The organism is Staphylococcus sp. GDX8P80P (assembly GCF_017893095.1).
Taxonomy (GTDB): Bacteria; Bacillota; Bacilli; order Staphylococcales; family Staphylococcaceae; genus Staphylococcus; species Staphylococcus borealis.
In genome coordinates this window covers 1-16,805 of sequence record NZ_JAESMI010000036.1, presented here as the reverse complement: position 1 = coordinate 16,805, position 16,805 = coordinate 1, and the positions used below count along the sequence as shown (strand labels likewise).

Sequence of the window (16,805 nt, the reverse complement as noted above, 5' to 3'; positions counted from 1 at the left end):
TTACACATAGGCGCATTACCTTCCTTTTTTATTTGTTGTGGTAACTAATAATTATAGAGGTAATTGCGCTATTTTTGTATTCAAAACATAAAAATTGGACAGATGATTTTAGTCATCAGTCCAATTTATTATAGAGCCATAATTTTTTTATTTATCAACCGATGTTTGCGTAGAACCAAAATAAAAAACACCTTACATCTTGGTAAGGTGTTACTAAAGTCAATATTTTACAATCTATTTATTATAGTTTTACAACGTTTGCAGCTTGAGGACCGCGGTCGCCTTCAACTACTTCAAATTCAACTGATTGACCTTCTTCTAATGATTTGTAACCATCTTGGTTAATTGCTGAGAAGTGTACGAATACATCGTTTTCACCTTCAACTTCGATAAAACCAAAACCTTTTTCAGCGTTAAACCATTTAACTGTACCTTGTTTCATAATTCTGAAACCTCCAAGACTAAATTCTTTCAATATGCATTATTCGCATATTACAAAAAATACATGTGACAATTATGTATGAATAACGAAACGCTATAAATAACTCTTACAGATATTCTTTGCAATATGGAATAAAACCATTGCTTAGTAGTAATTATATGTTAGTTCTTACCAAATTGCAATACAATTATAGAAAATTATCTTTTAATTAATTTTTGGTAGATTATAATATACTTCTTTATTATTTAATACAATAAAACTATAAAATATTTGTAAGTCTTCTTCACAATCTTCACAAAAGTTTAAATCACAGTTGTTATAAAATGCATGAATATTGTATTTACCAACAACATAATTATCATAATCATTTTTACTTTTTGTAATTATATCTTTATAGTAATCAATCATTTCAGCATACGTTGAAAATTGATGTTGTTCAACAATTTTATCTGTCCAGTCACTAAATAACCACCATCCCTCGTAGTCAGCTCTGATCTTGGTAACTGTCCACATATATAAATCCCCTCTCAATTAACCTATAATACTTATTTTAACTATTTTATATCTGAATTAAAAATATAACGGCTCATACTTTTGACTGATAGCCTCTTGATTCAATAGTTAATATTAGTTTTTTAGTATAAAACTACGTATAATAAGTGTAAGAGGTGATACTATGAAGCAAAAGCATTTACAAGTGTTTGGAACTGTTCAAGGTGTAGGTTTTCGATATTTTACGCAAAGATTAGCAAACAAATATTATGTTAAAGGTACAGTTCAGAATGTAGATGATTATGTTGAAATATATGCAATAGGTAATGACGATAATATTGATCAGTTTATTAATGCTGTGATCAATGGTGCATCACCTGCTTCACATGTTACACACTATGAACTTGAAGAAACTAATTTGAGTGAAGATTTTACAGACTTTAAATCGATTTAAATATAAAAAGGAAGATGTCATTTGAGATACAATATTTCTCGACTTTTTGGCGTGATTGTGGGCGTTCCAGTAGCAATAGTGTCATGGTTGATCAGCGTTTTTGGCTTTGATTTATCATTCATTATTGATGGTTTAATAGGAATTGGGATGTTTTTTGTGTCCTACTTCCCTACTCAACGACTTACGTCTAAGAAGTATTTAACAGAAATTGGCCTTTCACGAAGAGACTATTATTACGTGAGAAACCATTTAAAGCAAACCCAAGGCAAGATACGTACTATATTGAAGTCATTTATTAATGTAAGATCTATTCAGGATTTTAGACAAATAAATGATATCTATAGAATATCAAAGTCTATTCACTTTGCTGTTAAACAACGACCAGCAATGTTCTTTAAAGTTGAAAGTTTCTTTTATTCACATATAGACAATGCTTTAAATTTAATTGAGTCATATACTCGACTGGCTAAAATGCCAAAAAAATCAGTTGAAGAAAGGCAAAAATTAGAACAAACACGTATTACGCTAGATGAAGTGAAACGTACACTAATTGCTGATTTGAAGAGAATCAATGAAGATGATTACGAACGTCTAGATGTTGAAATGCAACTTAATAAATTGGAACAAACACGTCATAAAGATAAATAGAATAAAGAAATGGAGCGATTTATTTAAATGTCTCGAGATGAACAATTTAACAACGCACATCCATTAGATGATTATATAGAACAACAACAGTTTAATAATTTAAATAATGAAAACAACATTAACCTAGCACATGATAATACAGTTTTAGACGATTTTCAGCAACAATTTACTGATAAAGAACTACAAAAGATTGAAACTATTAGTCAACAAATTAAACCTTTAGATAATGATGGGTTACTAACTTATGGTACTCATTTACAAGAAAACATGTCTCAGTTCTCGCATAAAATGTTGGATGAAGTGCAGACAAAAGATATTGGACCTGTTGGGGATTCACTTAATCAGCTAATGTCAAAACTAAAAGCCGTCAACCCTGATGAATTAAATCCAGAGAAACAATCTAAGTTGAAACGTTTATTTAAACGTACGAAAGCTTCTATTAATGAAGTATTTTCAAGAATGCAATCTGTTAGTTCGCAAATTGATAGAATCACAATTCAGCTTGGTAGACACAAAAATAATCTATCTAAAGACATTAAATTATTAGACGATTTATATCAACAAAATAAAGACTACTTTGATGATGTTAATTTATATATTGCTGCTGCTAAAAGAAAAAAACATGAAATACAAGCTGAAGATATTCCGAAATTACAAGCAAATGCGCATCAAAGTGGCAATCAAATGGATATCCAAGCTGTAGCGGATATGGAACAATTTGTTGATCGTTTAGATAAACGCATTTATGATTTACAATTATCTCGTCAAATTGCAATACAAACTGCACCACAAATCCGTATGATTCAAAATGTGAATCAGGCTTTAGCTGAGAAAATTCAAAGTTCGATTTTAACAAGTATTCCTCTATGGAAAAATCAAATGGCGATTGCCCTTACATTGATGAGACAACGTAATGCAGTGTCTGCGCAACGTGCTGTAACTGATACAACGAATGATTTGCTTACGCAAAATGCGGCGATGCTAAAACAAAATGCCATTGAAACTGCAACTGAAAATGAGCGCGGTATTGTTGATATTGAAACACTTAAATCGACACAAAGCGATATTATCGAAACGATAGAACAAACACTTCAAATTCAACAAAATGGTCGCCAAAAACGTAAAGAAGCAGAAAAAGAACTCGTTGGTTTAGAAGATGAATTAAAACAACACTTACTTTCTATGAAGAAAGAATAGCACATAAACAAACGCACATCACAACTCAATTTGAGTCTGATGTGCTTTTTAATGTCTTCGACTTGTTGTAAATTTTATTAAAGAACTATTCTTTTTGATAAATAATATAGTCCTGTTTTACAAACTTAGCGACTATATAACCAATAATGGTAGCAATCACTGCTATTGGGAACCACTCTAATGAATATTGCTTTAATGGTAAAGCATCTATAAATGACATCTTCACCCAACCATTAGAACTAATAACGCTCAAAATTGAAACGATACTAATGACAACAATTGGTATTTGTTGAGCAATTCGCTTAGTTGGTATAAATCTTGCAAGTAAGATAAGTAATACCACAGTTATTGCTACTGGATAAATAATACTTAATACTGGAACAGACATGGATATTACTGCATTTAAACCTAAATTGGACAATATAAAACTAATTAAAGTAAAGAATATTGTATATGCTTTATACGAAACTTTAGGGAATATTCTGTTGAAATACTGACTTACAGCCACTATTAAGCCACAAGCAGTTGTCAAACAAGCTAATGCAACAATAATACCTAATAAATATTTACCAAAGACACCAAAACCACTTGCTGCCATTGTTGTTAATAAGTAGGCACCTACATTTTGATCTTTAGCAGTTAAATTTTTAAGTGTTTCACTGTCTACGTTCATATGATTACCTATAAATCCTAATGACACGTATATGAAGATGAGTGCTATAGCTGCAATTAAACCTGACATTACTGTTTGTTTAAATATTTGATCTGCATGTTTTACCCCTGTTGCTTTGATTGCATTCACTACGATCATTGAGAAAGCAATTGCTGCAATTGCATCCATCGTTAAATAACCTTCTGTAAAGCCTTTCGAAAAACTTCCAATAGCAGAACTATAATCAACTTGATTTCCATGAGATGGCGTATTACCACTATAATCGACGAAACCTTTAATAATCATGGCTAAAATTGTTATCAACAATAGTGGCGTTAACAATGATCCGATGCGATCTACAATTTTACCTGGATTAATACAAAGGTAAAGAACGATTAGGAAATAAATCAACGTAAATATGAATAGTATAAGATTACTATTTGTATGAGCAATTGGTGTGACAGTCATCTCGAATGAAGTTGAAGCTGTACGCGGAATTGCAAACAGAGGTCCGATTGTTAAATATATAATAATTAAAAATATAATTGAAAATTTAGGTGATATTTTGTTTAAAGAACCTACGTAGCCTTGTTTGTCTAGAGCGCCTACAATAACGCCTAGTAACGGTAAGCCAATGCCTGTTAAACAAAATGCAATCACAGCGGGCCAAAAGAAATGACCACTATCTTGACCTAAATTTGGTGGAAAAATAAGATTACCTGCGCCGAAAAACATAGCGAATAACGTAAATCCTACAATCCAAGTATTCTTATTCATAGAATTGCTCCTTTTTATGTGTATGTTTGCAATATTAAACATTCTAGCATAAAAAGGAATTGCAAGTCTATGTGATTTCAGAAAATTTGAAAAGTTGATATATAATTAAGGTTATATTTATACAAAATTTTAAAATGATTTTAGTAGTAATTTTTTGAGTAATGGTGATAGATGGCTTGGAAGATTTTCTACGCCCTCAACAAATAAGGCATATTGTCCATAAATATTATGAATAGTTTGTTCAATGTCTTCTGTAATAACATCTTGACTCAAGAACACATTAAATACTTCAATACCATATTTACGTGCCATTTCTACTCCTTCATACGTGTCTAAAATACCATCTTGCGCATAATTGTAAGCTGAAGGTTCTCCATCAGAAAAGACGATTAGGAAACGTTGATTATGACTTCTTCTTAGTAAACGTTCGCTAGCAATACGTATGGCTACACCGTCACGGTTATCGTCTTGCGGGTGTAATGACATAATTCGTGGTCCGCTTTTTTCCATAGTTGAATAATCGTAATGAACAATTTCATCAATGATGTTAGGTTGTTTACGATCATCAGAATCAAATGCATCTTCATTGAATGCCAGTATTTCATGCTTAACATTTAATGCTTTAAGCGTTTCATGGAAAAGCACAACACCCTTGATTGTTTCCTCCATCTTATCGAACATACTTGCAGACACATCAATTAGTAATGTGAAAGTAGCATCGAACGTCTTACTTAAATCTTGTTTCTTATAAAATAATTTATATTGGTCATCGATAAACCAATTAGTTAAATCTCGTTGTAAACGACCTTTAGTTAAATTGTGACGCTCATCTACATGTTCTCGATCAATCGTTTTTTTAATAATTTGAATTAAATCTTTCGTTTCGAATTGAACATCATTTTTAACATCTTGATATGCTGGCAAGAAATCAGGTTCAATATCAGGTACATTCCATTTGATTTCAACATTTTCGTTAATTCCTTTAAGTGCAAATGAAGCGTTCTCACCAATAAACCCGCCTTCATCGTTGTTCAGTGTATTTTCTGAACCACGCCCTTTTTTAGTCATCATATCCGTCATGTCGTCTGTGGAATCACCCTCACGCGCAGTATCATTATCACTCATAACCTCACTATTTTCACCCTCATGAAGTTCCATTTCAAGATATGCGCCACCTTCTGATTTGCTATCTTGAGCTTTTGTTTCAGCTTCAGCTGTTTCTGCATCGGTATCTTCAGATGTATTATCTTTACCGTCGACGTTACTTGCATCTGTTCGTTTCAACTCATCAAATGACATTTCGTGGATTGCTTCATATACCCTACGAGGAAGATGATAATATTCGTTTAACATATCTTTGTTTAATATATCATCGATTTGAAACATGATGCGTTGTGCTAAGTACATATTATCTTCTGATGTTTCATTTTGGAAAAAGTTAGGTAAGTACAGAAACATTGAATTTAAAATATCATCTAATTGTGAATCTATGGTTGGAATATCATAGAAGTTTTGGCTTAGAAATGCTTTTTCTAAATATAAAAATAGCAAGTCAGTATATACTGTTTTAGTCTTATAAAATTTGATTTGAGACTCCGTATAAGACAATCGCGTTTGTAAACGTAAATCTATTAATTTAGCTGTGCTAGGACGTGCAATACGAATATGATTAAACACACGCATATCTTCAAGTAATCTAAAAAGTTGTTGATAGAACTTCGGATGGGCAAATTCATCATCATGAAGTACATTATTAACAATAGTTTCATCCATCATTTGATATCCGTAAGCGGCAAGCATGACATCAGTTTTAAGTCCAGCTTTCTCTATATGGTCGGGACGGTGCGACCAGAACCAACTTGTAATCAATGTGTTATTGATTGGATCATAATAAGGGAATTTTTGAATTTTAACTTGTGTTTGTTCATTTTTGAGAAGTAAGCGTGCTAAGTCTTGCAACATCATAACTTGCTTAGCATCTAATTGCTCATCATTAAATTTGATAAAACGATCGCTCATAATAATCCCTCTCTAAAAGTTTAATTCAATCGCATTTTTGATTGCTTGTTGTTCACGCTCATCTTCTAATTTATCAATAATCGTACGTTGAATCGCACGTTCAATTGGCATGACAGTAATTAAATCACTTAAGTCAATTAATGCCCTAATACTTGCTGCTTCTTCAGAAATTTGTCCCTGTTTAGACATCGTGCGCAAATCTTCATTAAATTTTATGATTTGCTCAATAATTGCATCATCTTGAAGTTGGCTTTGCTGTTTAATAACGTCTTTAAGTATATCACCATCAATGTAATCTACTTGAATGACGACAAAGCGGTTTTTTAGAGCTTCATTCATAGGAAGTGTACCTACATACCCTTCGTTAATTGCGGCGATGACATTGAATCCAGGCGCAGCTTTGATCACTTCGCCAGTAAATGGATTAGTAAGTTGACGTCGATAATCTAGCACACCATTGAGAATTGGCAATGTCTCAGGTTTAGCCATATTAATTTCATCGATATAAAGGATATGACCTTCACGCATGGCTTTAATAACGGGACCATCGATAAACACAATTTCTTGTTGCCCTTGATCATTAGTTTTAATTGTTTTGAATCCAAGTAAACTTTCAGCATCTAAATCTACAGAACAGTTAACTTGATGCATTGGTGTATCTACAGTAGCACTAAGTGTTTCGGCTAATTTTGTTTTACCCGAACCTGTAGGTCCTTTTAGTAAAATGTTCTTATTTAAACTAAATAAAGCTTTAGCATCATTGAATACTGACTCATCTGAATTGATATATTGATTTTTAATCATTTTGATTACTTACGCTCCTTCTTTAAAATGAAAAATAGACTAAGAGATTAAATTGAATGAAGATAATGTATTGTTTAGCACAACCTATACATCATCTAATATCCAAAGTTAACCCCTAAGTCTTAATTTAATCATGAACATACATAACGATTTATACTAAATTTCTTTAAAATATGATTTGTAATAGCCACCAACTAAACCAGAATTATCAATAATTTGATAGTATTCTTCGGTTTCGTTAATCACATCATATTGTTTACCAACTGTTAACATATCAGATACTGTGAATTTTTTTGCATCAGTATTGATAACTTCTACCTTTTTAATTGGTGTACGTGTTTTCCACGTTTCATGTAACATAGCCATAAATTTAAATCCTCCATATTGTCTTTGTATTACTTTTCTAATGTGTAAATAAACGAGATGCCACTATTCTCGGTAATGCGTAATGACTGAGCATCGCCTTGATCTAACGTTTGATAAGGAATTCCAATATCGTCTAATTCCTTTTGCGCATGTGCGAATGCCTCTTGAGAGTTTGCACTAAACTCAACTTGTTCAACAATACCTTCTTCTTTTAGTTCAATAGGATCTTTAGGTTGATATAAATGAATTTCGCCACCTAAACCGCCTTCTCCAATTTGAAACACTTGAATCATTGTTTCAGGAAAAGCTGACGATTCATATTCGGCATAATGCGTTAGGTTAAACACATTTGTCAGAATAGAAGCGGTAACCGGTAATTCATTCACTTTAATAATAATAGGTCCCAGACCCTGTATTTGATGAAGTGGGTTTACTGTACTTTCAAAAGTAGGTGTACCTAAACCTATACCAGTATTAAGTTCATTTGAATAAATATCAAAGATTTGGTCGTTATTATCCTCAAAATTAAAATGCTTATTTCCATTTAACTCAGTTACTTCACCAAATTTAAGATCATTATCTTTCAATATGGTTTGATACTCTTCTAAACCTGAATCAGATGGTGTTCTTAAACCAACACTAGCGATATGTTGGTTTTGGTATTCAGGATTTGGCACTTCAACAAAGTGAATTCGTGTACCTGGACTTAAATCTGCATCACCAAAACGTAAAGCTTTATTTTTAGTTGCTACATTAAGTCCTAAAATATCTTTAAATAATTTGTTTGTTTTAGAAAGATCACTTGTCCCTAATGTGACACTTCTAAGTCCACTCATGCAATGACACCCCTAATATTTGTCTTTTCCTATTCATTATAACGCATTTTAAATACGATTTATATCATGAACTACATAAAGCATTGGCGAATTCTAAGAAGTACAAAAAACGTATTGCATAAATATAAACTCTATTGAAGTTTGTTTATAAAATAAATTTAATATCCTATAAAACAAAGATATAACTACTCCCCTATCCTTTGATGAATAGGAAGGGGGGCTATTTATAGTGAAATATTATCGTTATATTAGTTTGTTCAAATTTTTGCGATAGTTCGTTTTGCATGGTTATATTTGTATTCGCAACATTTTGCAGTTTGAGTGTGATAAATATGTGAGCAGAAGTATTTACCATTTAACGCCATACTTACACAGCCTAAAGATACAAATTAACATAGTTTCGACTGCTTATTAATAATGAGTTATTCTAAGGTTGTTGTATGTTCAAATGCCTTTTCAGTACAGTCAGCTACTGTGAATTTTGTAAAATGGTTAACCCGGCTTAAGTAGTTCTAAAATGGATCATGAAACGGAGTTAAGTGTGGGGCCCACCATAGAAAATATCGAATAAACAGTTTTCAAACATAGAAAGTTGGACTAGCGAGCTACCAATAGGAAGTATCGTAAATAAAGAAGAGAGTGGGACAGAATTCTTTTTAAATTCGTTGTCCCACCCCCAAAAGGATGATTAGAACTGAGAAAAGCTTGATTTAAGCGTCTTCTCAGTTCAGTCAGCTACTGCGAATTTGCAAAATAGCTTCATTAAATTATTTATGTCTCATCCTTATCAATATTAGTTTGAGGTTATTTTCCGTTATGATTAGCTTTCTAATAGTAGGTCTTCAGGGCTTTCGATCAATTCTTTTATCGTTTTTAAGAATCCTACTGCTTCTTTACCATCAATAATTCTGTGGTCATAACTTAAAGCAATGTACATCATAGGTCTATTTTCAATAGTATCTTTATCGATTGCAATTGGTCGAGTAATAATAGAGTGCATACCAAGAATTGCTGCTTGATTACCGTTGATAATAGGTGTACTCATCATTGATCCAAATACACCACCATTAGTGATTGTAAATGAACCATTGACCATATCATCTAGGCCGAGTTTTTTCTCTCGCGCTTTAACTGCTAGGTCAGCAATCGCTCTTTCAAGTTCTGCAAAGTTTTTCTTATCACAGTCTCGTACGAATGGAACTAATAGACCATCATCAGTAGAAACAGCGACACCAATATCATAATATTGTTTAGTAATCATATCATCGCCATCAATTTCAGCATTTACTTCTGGATATTTCTTCAATGCTGCGACAGCGGCTTTAGTGAAGAATGACATGAATCCTAATTTTGTACCATCATGATCTTTAATAAATTGTTCTTTTTTACGCTTACGTAATTCCATTACGTTTGTCATGTCAACTTCATTAAACGTCGTTAGCATAGCTGTATTATTAGATACTTCTAATAATTTTTTAGCAGCTGTTTTCTTTCTACGTGACATTTTTTCTCTAATTACTGGTTTATTAGGCGCACTTGAAGCTTTTTTAGGTGCTTCTTTTTTGCTAGCTTCTTGAGAAGGTTGTGATTGAGTTGATTTTTGGCTATTTTCAACATCATCTTTACGAACAACATCATTTCCTTTTCCAGAAACAGTACTTAAATCCACGCCATTTTCACGTGCATGACGACGTGCTGATGGTGTCGCATTAATACGTTGATTGTTAGAAGATGATGGTTCCTCTTCTTTATTAGATTGTGGTTCAGTTGGTTGTGCGTCTTTCTTACCGCTATCATCTGAACTATTAGATTGAGCGTCGTCTGACGGCTCTGATTTACTTGCTGTTGGATTTCCACTACCTTCACCAACCGTAGCGATGACTTGACCAACTTCTACTGTATCGCCTTCTGAAGCTAACTGTTCTTGAAGCACACCTTCTTCTTCAGAAACTACTTCAACGTTAACTTTATCTGTTTCTAATTCTAAAATAGCTTCGCCTTTTTCAACGCTATCTCCCACATTTTTTAACCATTCTGCAATGGTACCCTCTGTTATAGATTCTGCTAATTCTGGAACTTTTACCTCTGGCATAATATTTCCCCCTAGTTATTTTTCAATACTACTTTCAATGATTTGATTTTGAACAAGCTTATGAATTTCTCCATCACCTTCAGCTGGTGCTGCACGTTGTATTCTACCATGATAACTTAAATTATATTGGTTACCTACAAGTGATTTTAAGTAAGGATAAACAAACAACCAAGCCCCTTGGTTTTTAGGTTCTTCTTGAACCCAAGATACAGTCTCAAGATTTGGTGATTCATTTAATACTTCTTTAATTTCCCCTTCAGGGAATGGATATAAACGTTCAACTGCAACTAGTAAAATTGAATCGTCAGGATTTTTAGCTAAATGTTCTTTTAAATCAATAAACATTTTACCTGAAGCTAGTACGAGTTTAGTCACTTTGTCTTTATTTCCATCCTCAACAATAATTGGTTTGAAGCCACCTGTAGTGAATTGATCAATAGGCTTAGCCACTGTTTTATTTCTTAATAAACTTTTCGGAGACATTACAATCAGAGGTCTCATCGCTTCAGTGCCCAAACTTTTAGCTTGTGCTCGTAATAGATGGAAATAGTTGCTTGAACTTGATAAGTTAACGACCGTACTGTTATTCTCTGCAGCTAATTGTAAAAATCTTTCTAAACGTGCTGAAGAGTGTTCAGGGCCTTGACCTTCAAATGCGTGCGGTAAGAATAGTGTTAAGCCACTTCGTTCTCCCCACTTCGCACGAGCTGATGACATGAAATTATCAAACATCATTTGAGCCATATTTGAGAAGTCTCCATACTGCGCTTCCCAAATATTCATACTATTTTTATTCTCAACATTATAACCATACTCGAAACCAACCACGGCAGCTTCAGATAATGGACTGTTGTGCACTTCAAATGTCGCTTTTTGATTAGGTACATGATGCAACGGAGTATAAGTATCACCATTTTCTTCATCATGTAGCACTGCATGTCTATGACTGAATGTACCACGTTCACTATCTTGTCCTGTTAGGCGAACAGAAATGCCATCTTGAACGATGGTTGCAAAAGCAAGTTGCTCTGCTTGAGCCCAATCAACTAAACCATTTTCTTTTTCAAAAGGTTCTCGACGTTTTTCAAGTACTTTATTAAGTTTTTTTAGTATGTGGAAATCTTCAGGATATGAAAGCATAGCATCATTGATTTCTTTGAGATGATCTATTGAGAAATCTTTATCATCACTTTGCAATGGTTCTTTTAATGATTCAGGTTTCTCCATATCTGGATTATCCATTTTATCTGATTTATCAATCTTATCTTGGGCAGCACGCATTTCTTTTTGAACTTTATCCATAACGTCATCCATTTGTTCCTTAGAAATAACGCCATCCGCTACCAATTGATTTCCATAGATGATTTCAACAGAATCATGTTTGCGAATGTTTTGGTATGGAAGTGGATTTGTAATTGAAGGTTCATCCATTTCATTATGCCCGTATCGACGATAACCAACTAAATCAATTACAAAATCTTTATGAAATTCTTTGCGGAATTCCATTGCAATATCAATAGCTTCAATTGTTGCTTCTACATCATCTGCGTTTACATGCAGAATCGGTACATCATAACCTTTTGCAATATCTGTAGAATACGTTGTTGAACGACCATCCACTGGTTCTGTTGTAAATCCAATTCTATTATTAGTGATGATATGTAATGCACCACCAGTTGAATAACCATTTAGGTTACTTAAATTCATTGTTTCAAAGTTAATACCTTGTCCTGGGTATGCTGCATCCCCATGTATAATAATAGGCATACCTTTATGGAAGTCTGTTGTTGGTTTACCAGCATGGTGTGTATCATCTTGTGATGCACGTGTCTTACCAATTACAACTGGCGCAACGATTTCCAAGTGACTTGGGTTATTAGCTAATGAAATACGTTGTTCAATACCGTATGATGAAGTTGTCTTCACACCACCTAAATGATACTTTACATCTCCTGTCCAACCAGCAGTTAATTCAAGGCTGCCGTCTTCAGGTAAGAATTTCATTGGGTCTGTGTGCATAAATTCAGAAATCATCATTTCGTATGGTTTTTCAAGTACGTGAGTTAAAACATTTAAACGACCTCTGTGTGCCATACCAATTTGAATGTTATTAATGTCAACTTCAGCTGCACGCTTTAATGTATGTTGTAACATTGGTACTAATGTATCGACACCTTCAATTGAGAATCGTTTAGCACCAACAAAGTTTTTGTGCAGATACTTCTCAAAGCCTTCAACATGCGCTAAAGTATCGAATAATTGCTTTCTTTCGTCATTATTGATGTTCGCTCTATAAGGTGTTTCGATACGACGTTTTAACCACGTGCGTTCTTTATTGTTATTAATATGATTATATTCAAAAGCAATTGGCCCTTTATAACGTTTCTCCATTCGTTGAATTGCCTCGTATGCATTATCATAAATATCTTTGAAATGATCAGATACGATATCTGCTGAGACATTCTCCAATGTTTCTTTATCTAAGTTAAATTCTTCAATTTCTAACTTAGGAAGATTGGTTCTTTCTGGAGCGTTAACAGGGTAAATGTCAGCTTTAAGGTGACCGTATTGTCTAATATTATCAATTAAACGCATAATACGTTTAATTGTACCGTCGCCTGCTGATGAACCACTCCCTTCAGTGGTAGACTTAGCTTCAACGTGAGCTTCGCCATTTTTTATTGTGCTGAAAAGCACTTGTAAATCATCTGGAACCGAACTTGGGTCTTGTAAGTAATCATCATATAAATCTAACATTAGACCTAGATTAGCGCCAAAGTTTACAGGAGCTTCTGTAACATCCTTGTTATCCTTTGCCATAATATTACCCTCCACAAAATAGTTAAACCGCTTACAGGTCAATAATAGCACTATTTCTAGCATTGATAAAGTCCATTAACAGAATATTATGGAAAAAACAAAATAACTAAAATAGGTACACTAAATTTATCTAATTATTAGTAAAGATTAACGAGATAACGATAAAAAAGTAGAATTGAAATTGGAACATGAGGTTTGGTTAATCTTAGTGTAGATAAATGATCAAGAAGAAAAAGGGAGAGGACCAGAAATAAAGTTTTGAAAATTGATTTCTGGTCCTCTCCCGGCTTGCTTAGCTTTTAGAATTTCTTGATGAAAATCTCTTTGCTGGGGCGCTTCGCTGGCAAGGTGGGCTAAAATTAAAAAATGGTTGTTGTAAGTGCATGTTTAACTCAGTCAACTACTGCCAATATGTATTTGTAGCCTGAGACATCGTACTTGTCCCAGGCTTTTGAATTAATGTCGTTATTTGAATATAATTTTGAACGTTGTGTATTTGTTTACTTCACTATCAACCGTAATGTAACCACCATACTGCTGAACAATCTTCTCAGCAATTGAAAGACCTAGTCCATTACCACCTTGGCTTCTCGCTCGTGATTTATCCACTCTATAAAAACGGTCAAAAATAAATTCTTGATCTTCTTTAGGAATGCCGAGGCCATGGTCTGTAATTTCAATACTGATTTGTTTATTTCTTAATTGCGTCGCTATTTCGATTTGCTTATTATCTTTATCATACTTCATCGCATTATCTATAAAAATCAGTAACAGTTGTTCAAATTGATGACGGTTGATTTGTAATGTTAATGGCTTCTTGGACAAATGTGTTTCAAATTCATAATCTGGATGCAATTGTTTTAAAGATTTAATACGTGAACGTATTTCCTCATTGATGTTTACTTCTTCAAACTCTAAAGCTTGATTGTTCACTTTATCTTTAGTTAGTAACAATAATTCTTCTACTAGTTTTGTTATTCGGTTCATTTCTTCAAGTGAAATATTCAAAGATTCTTCAAGGACGGCCGGATCCTTTTTGCCCCAACGTTGAATTAAATTTAAATGACCTTGAATGATTTGAAGCGGTGTACGTAATTCATGAGAAGCATCTTCAACAAATTGGCGTTGTTGATTAAAAGATTCTTCAATTTGATACATCATATCATTAAAGGTATCAATTAAATTATCAGTTTCCTCATAGTTTGTCTTAAGCTCAAGTTTATTTTGAAAGCCATCACGACGTATTTGAATCATCTTATTAGACATTGTTACTAAAGGCTTCGTTAATTGCGTTGAAAAGATATAACTAATACCTGCCATGATGATTGTTGCTAATAAGCCAAATGCGATTGCCACAAAATACAATGACCGAACAACATTGTTGTAGCCTTCAAGTGAATGTATTAAAACACTGTAACCTTCAAAACGGTCACTATGTATTGGCTCAGTTATGATTAAATATGGCACGCCATGATGCTTTGTAATTTGAATTGTTTCAGGATTAACAAAGTCCACTTCAGGTTTGAAATTAATCATATTTTCATTCGAAGATTGCATCAATTGTTTACCATTACGGTCGTAAATAATCGCTTTTTCAAAGTTCTCTAAAGTAGCAGACAAATCTAACGTTGTGATGTCATCCATTGACCGAGATTCAACTAAATTAACGATATCACTAGAACTGTGTTCAGCTTCATCTATTTCTCCATCTCTTAAAGTGTCTTTTAAAAAGAATATGATAACTAAACAAAAAAGAATAATGGTACTAAACATTATCAGTGTTGTAATTATCATCCATTTATATTTTAACGTACCTTTTTTAATCATCTAATCACATACCCGACACCGCGAACGGTTTCAATTGTTTTTTCTTTATCAAAAGGTTTAAGTTTGTTTCGTAAATATCGAATATAGACATCTACGACATTTGTTTCGACTTCACTATCATAGCCCCAAACATGATCTAAAATTTGCTCTCTTTGTAACACACGATTTCGGTTAGTTGCTAACAAATAGAGTAAATCGTATTCAGTCTTAGTGAAATCTAACTGTTCGCCATTGATTGTAACTTTAAACGCATCAACATCTATTTTAATACCATTAATATCAATAATATCTTTCTGAGGTTGACGGCGTAATACTGCTCGAATACGTGCAAAGAGTTCTTCAATTTCAAAGGGCTTTACAATATAATCATCAGCACCATAATCTAAGCCAGTCACTTTATCATATGTATCACTCTTCGCTGTAATAATAATGATTGGTGTTGATTGTTCCTGTCTCACACGACGACATATTTCTAAACCATTTATATTTGGTAACATTAAGTCTAATATGATTAAGTCATAATTGTTACTTAACGCTTTATCAAGTCCTGATTGCCCTTCATATTCTATATCTACACTATAATTATCGTGCGTTAATTCTAGTTCTAAGAAGCGAGCTAAGTTCTGTTCATCTTCAACAATAAGAATGTTGGTCATTTTTATTTCCACCTCTTTTTAGATGCATTAATCTTAGTTTTAAAAGTGAGCGTGACAGAATTCTAAATGCTAATGTTCTGATTTCCAACTTGCATTGCTCATCTAGAAATGCGCTTTGACGGGAAGTCGTCACAAGAATGACTAGTATTGAGAAAAGTTTAATTAAAATACTTTCTAAATTCAGTCATCTATTGTAAATTTGCTAGTTCATCATCAAATTAATCATTTTGGCTCGAACTAAGTCAAATGCACTTTATCATAACATAACCTACATTTTATCACATCGGAGATTGAAATTAGATAAATGATTGAAATTGTAAATAGATAATCAAATTTAATTGAGAATTTTTCGCAATTATAATTGACAATGATTATCAATAATGTATAATAGTATTTGAAAATGATTATCAATACCGAATAAGACAATTCCCCCCACATATATTTCGTTCTTAAAGGATTGGTCATTTTCAAGTTATTCCCCTTTTATATGCCCGTAAAAGACTAACGTTAAAGTTTCAAACTTACTTTAAACGTTTTAATAAAAAGCAGTGAATCTAATGCCGAGGTTCACTGCTTTTTTTATATGTAGTGTTGAGAATGATATATTTAAATTTCAAAGGCGTGATTAATTCATGAATACTGTATTCATATGACTTTAAAATAGAAGGGAGTGGGACAGAATTCTTTTTAAATTCGTTGTCCACTCCCAGCTTGCTTTGCTTG

Annotated in this window: 14 protein-coding genes and 1 pseudogene; 3 read left to right on the top strand and 12 right to left on the bottom strand. The window is 33.0% G+C overall.

Features of this window, described 5'->3' with window-relative positions:
- Positions 1 to 241 precede the first annotated feature (241 nt).
- The gene (cspA, locus tag KA858_RS04655; protein ID WP_002433901.1) at positions 242 to 442 is read right to left on the bottom strand and encodes a cold shock protein CspA; all 201 of its coding nucleotides are present in this window, start codon (positions 440 to 442) and stop codon (positions 242 to 244) included.
- A 204-nt stretch (positions 443 to 646) separates the two neighbouring features.
- Positions 647 to 955, bottom strand: a complete 309-nt coding sequence (gene msaA / locus KA858_RS04650) for a regulatory protein MsaA (protein WP_210135138.1) — start codon at positions 953 to 955, stop codon at positions 647 to 649.
- A gap of 163 nt (positions 956 to 1,118) precedes the next feature.
- On the opposite strand from msaA, the gene KA858_RS04645 reads away from it, so the two are divergent.
- Genes KA858_RS04645 through KA858_RS04635 form a run of 3 tightly spaced genes read left to right on the top strand, consistent with a single transcriptional unit; the run spans position 1,119 to position 3,233 of the window.
- A complete protein-coding gene (locus KA858_RS04645; protein ID WP_210135137.1) occupies positions 1,119 to 1,388 on the top strand; it encodes an acylphosphatase in 270 nt (89 codons plus the stop codon).
- Positions 1,389 to 1,409: 21 nt separating this feature from the next.
- Positions 1,410 to 2,036 carry a 5-bromo-4-chloroindolyl phosphate hydrolysis family protein gene (locus KA858_RS04640; RefSeq protein ID WP_210135136.1) on the top strand — a complete coding sequence of 209 codons (627 nt, stop codon included), beginning with the start codon at positions 1,410 to 1,412 and terminating at the stop codon, positions 2,034 to 2,036.
- 27 nt (positions 2,037 to 2,063) lie between these two features.
- Positions 2,064 to 3,233, top strand: coding sequence for a toxic anion resistance protein (locus KA858_RS04635; protein ID WP_210135135.1), 1,170 nt, complete (start codon positions 2,064 to 2,066; stop codon positions 3,231 to 3,233).
- Positions 3,234 to 3,318: 85 nt separating this feature from the next.
- On the opposite strand, the gene brnQ3 is transcribed toward KA858_RS04635, so the two are convergent.
- The 10 genes and pseudogenes from brnQ3 to KA858_RS12785 form a co-directional block, all read right to left on the bottom strand.
- On the bottom strand, positions 3,319 to 4,662 hold the full coding sequence (gene brnQ3, locus KA858_RS04630) for a branched-chain amino acid-like transporter carrier protein BrnQ3 (protein WP_210135134.1): 1,344 nt from the start codon (positions 4,660 to 4,662) through the stop codon (positions 3,319 to 3,321).
- A gap of 129 nt (positions 4,663 to 4,791) precedes the next feature.
- Positions 4,792 to 6,681, bottom strand: a complete 1,890-nt coding sequence (locus tag KA858_RS04625) for a vWA domain-containing protein (protein WP_193839348.1) — start codon at positions 6,679 to 6,681, stop codon at positions 4,792 to 4,794.
- A gap of 12 nt (positions 6,682 to 6,693) precedes the next feature.
- Positions 6,694 to 7,485 carry an ATP-binding protein gene (locus tag KA858_RS04620; protein WP_053030879.1) on the bottom strand — a complete coding sequence of 264 codons (792 nt, stop codon included), beginning with the start codon at positions 7,483 to 7,485 and terminating at the stop codon, positions 6,694 to 6,696.
- 156 nt (positions 7,486 to 7,641) lie between these two features.
- Positions 7,642 to 7,845 carry a DUF6501 family protein gene (locus KA858_RS04615; RefSeq protein WP_075108497.1) on the bottom strand — a complete coding sequence of 68 codons (204 nt, stop codon included), beginning with the start codon at positions 7,843 to 7,845 and terminating at the stop codon, positions 7,642 to 7,644.
- A 35-nt stretch (positions 7,846 to 7,880) separates the two neighbouring features.
- Entirely contained in the window at positions 7,881 to 8,687 is an 807-nt protein-coding gene (locus tag KA858_RS04610) for a VOC family protein (protein ID WP_107630275.1), read from the bottom strand.
- 820 nt (positions 8,688 to 9,507) lie between these two features.
- Positions 9,508 to 10,779, bottom strand: coding sequence for a dihydrolipoyllysine-residue succinyltransferase (sucB, locus tag KA858_RS04605; RefSeq protein WP_193839347.1), 1,272 nt, complete (start codon positions 10,777 to 10,779; stop codon positions 9,508 to 9,510).
- A 15-nt stretch (positions 10,780 to 10,794) separates the two neighbouring features.
- Positions 10,795 to 13,599 carry a 2-oxoglutarate dehydrogenase E1 component gene (locus tag KA858_RS04600; RefSeq protein ID WP_210135133.1) on the bottom strand — a complete coding sequence of 935 codons (2,805 nt, stop codon included), beginning with the start codon at positions 13,597 to 13,599 and terminating at the stop codon, positions 10,795 to 10,797.
- 465 nt (positions 13,600 to 14,064) lie between these two features.
- Positions 14,065 to 15,426, bottom strand: a complete 1,362-nt coding sequence (locus KA858_RS04595; RefSeq protein ID WP_210125759.1) for a HAMP domain-containing sensor histidine kinase — start codon at positions 15,424 to 15,426, stop codon at positions 14,065 to 14,067.
- Entirely contained in the window at positions 15,423 to 16,082 is a 660-nt protein-coding gene (locus tag KA858_RS04590) for a response regulator transcription factor (protein WP_053030862.1), read from the bottom strand. The genes KA858_RS04595 and KA858_RS04590 overlap by 4 nt, the downstream gene beginning before the upstream one ends.
- Positions 16,083 to 16,440: 358 nt before the next feature.
- Positions 16,441 to 16,547: pseudogene (locus tag KA858_RS12785) on the bottom strand (hypothetical protein); the annotation flags it as partial.
- Positions 16,548 to 16,805 lie beyond the last annotated feature (258 nt).

What these genes read in the sequence shown, in the direction of transcription:
- cspA (WP_002433901.1), bottom strand. Translation starts at nt 442, where the DNA reads ATGAAACAAGGTACAGTTAAATGGTTTAACGCTGAAAAAGGTTTTGGT.
- msaA (WP_210135138.1), bottom strand. Translation starts at nt 955, where the DNA reads ATGTGGACAGTTACCAAGATCAGAGCTGACTACGAGGGATGGTGGTTA.
- KA858_RS04645 (WP_210135137.1), top strand. Translation starts at nt 1,119, where the DNA reads ATGAAGCAAAAGCATTTACAAGTGTTTGGAACTGTTCAAGGTGTAGGT.
- KA858_RS04635 (WP_210135135.1), top strand. Translation starts at nt 2,064, where the DNA reads ATGTCTCGAGATGAACAATTTAACAACGCACATCCATTAGATGATTAT.
- brnQ3 (WP_210135134.1), bottom strand. Translation starts at nt 4,662, where the DNA reads ATGAATAAGAATACTTGGATTGTAGGATTTACGTTATTCGCTATGTTT.
- KA858_RS04625 (WP_193839348.1), bottom strand. Translation starts at nt 6,681, where the DNA reads ATGAGCGATCGTTTTATCAAATTTAATGATGAGCAATTAGATGCTAAG.
- KA858_RS04620 (WP_053030879.1), bottom strand. Translation starts at nt 7,485, where the DNA reads ATGATTAAAAATCAATATATCAATTCAGATGAGTCAGTATTCAATGAT.
- KA858_RS04615 (WP_075108497.1), bottom strand. Translation starts at nt 7,845, where the DNA reads ATGTTACATGAAACGTGGAAAACACGTACACCAATTAAAAAGGTAGAA.
- KA858_RS04610 (WP_107630275.1), bottom strand. Translation starts at nt 8,687, where the DNA reads ATGAGTGGACTTAGAAGTGTCACATTAGGGACAAGTGATCTTTCTAAA.
- sucB (WP_193839347.1), bottom strand. Translation starts at nt 10,779, where the DNA reads ATGCCAGAGGTAAAAGTTCCAGAATTAGCAGAATCTATAACAGAGGGT.
- KA858_RS04600 (WP_210135133.1), bottom strand. Translation starts at nt 13,599, where the DNA reads ATGGCAAAGGATAACAAGGATGTTACAGAAGCTCCTGTAAACTTTGGC.
- KA858_RS04595 (WP_210125759.1), bottom strand. Translation starts at nt 15,426, where the DNA reads ATGATTAAAAAAGGTACGTTAAAATATAAATGGATGATAATTACAACA.
- KA858_RS04590 (WP_053030862.1), bottom strand. Translation starts at nt 16,082, where the DNA reads ATGACCAACATTCTTATTGTTGAAGATGAACAGAACTTAGCTCGCTTC.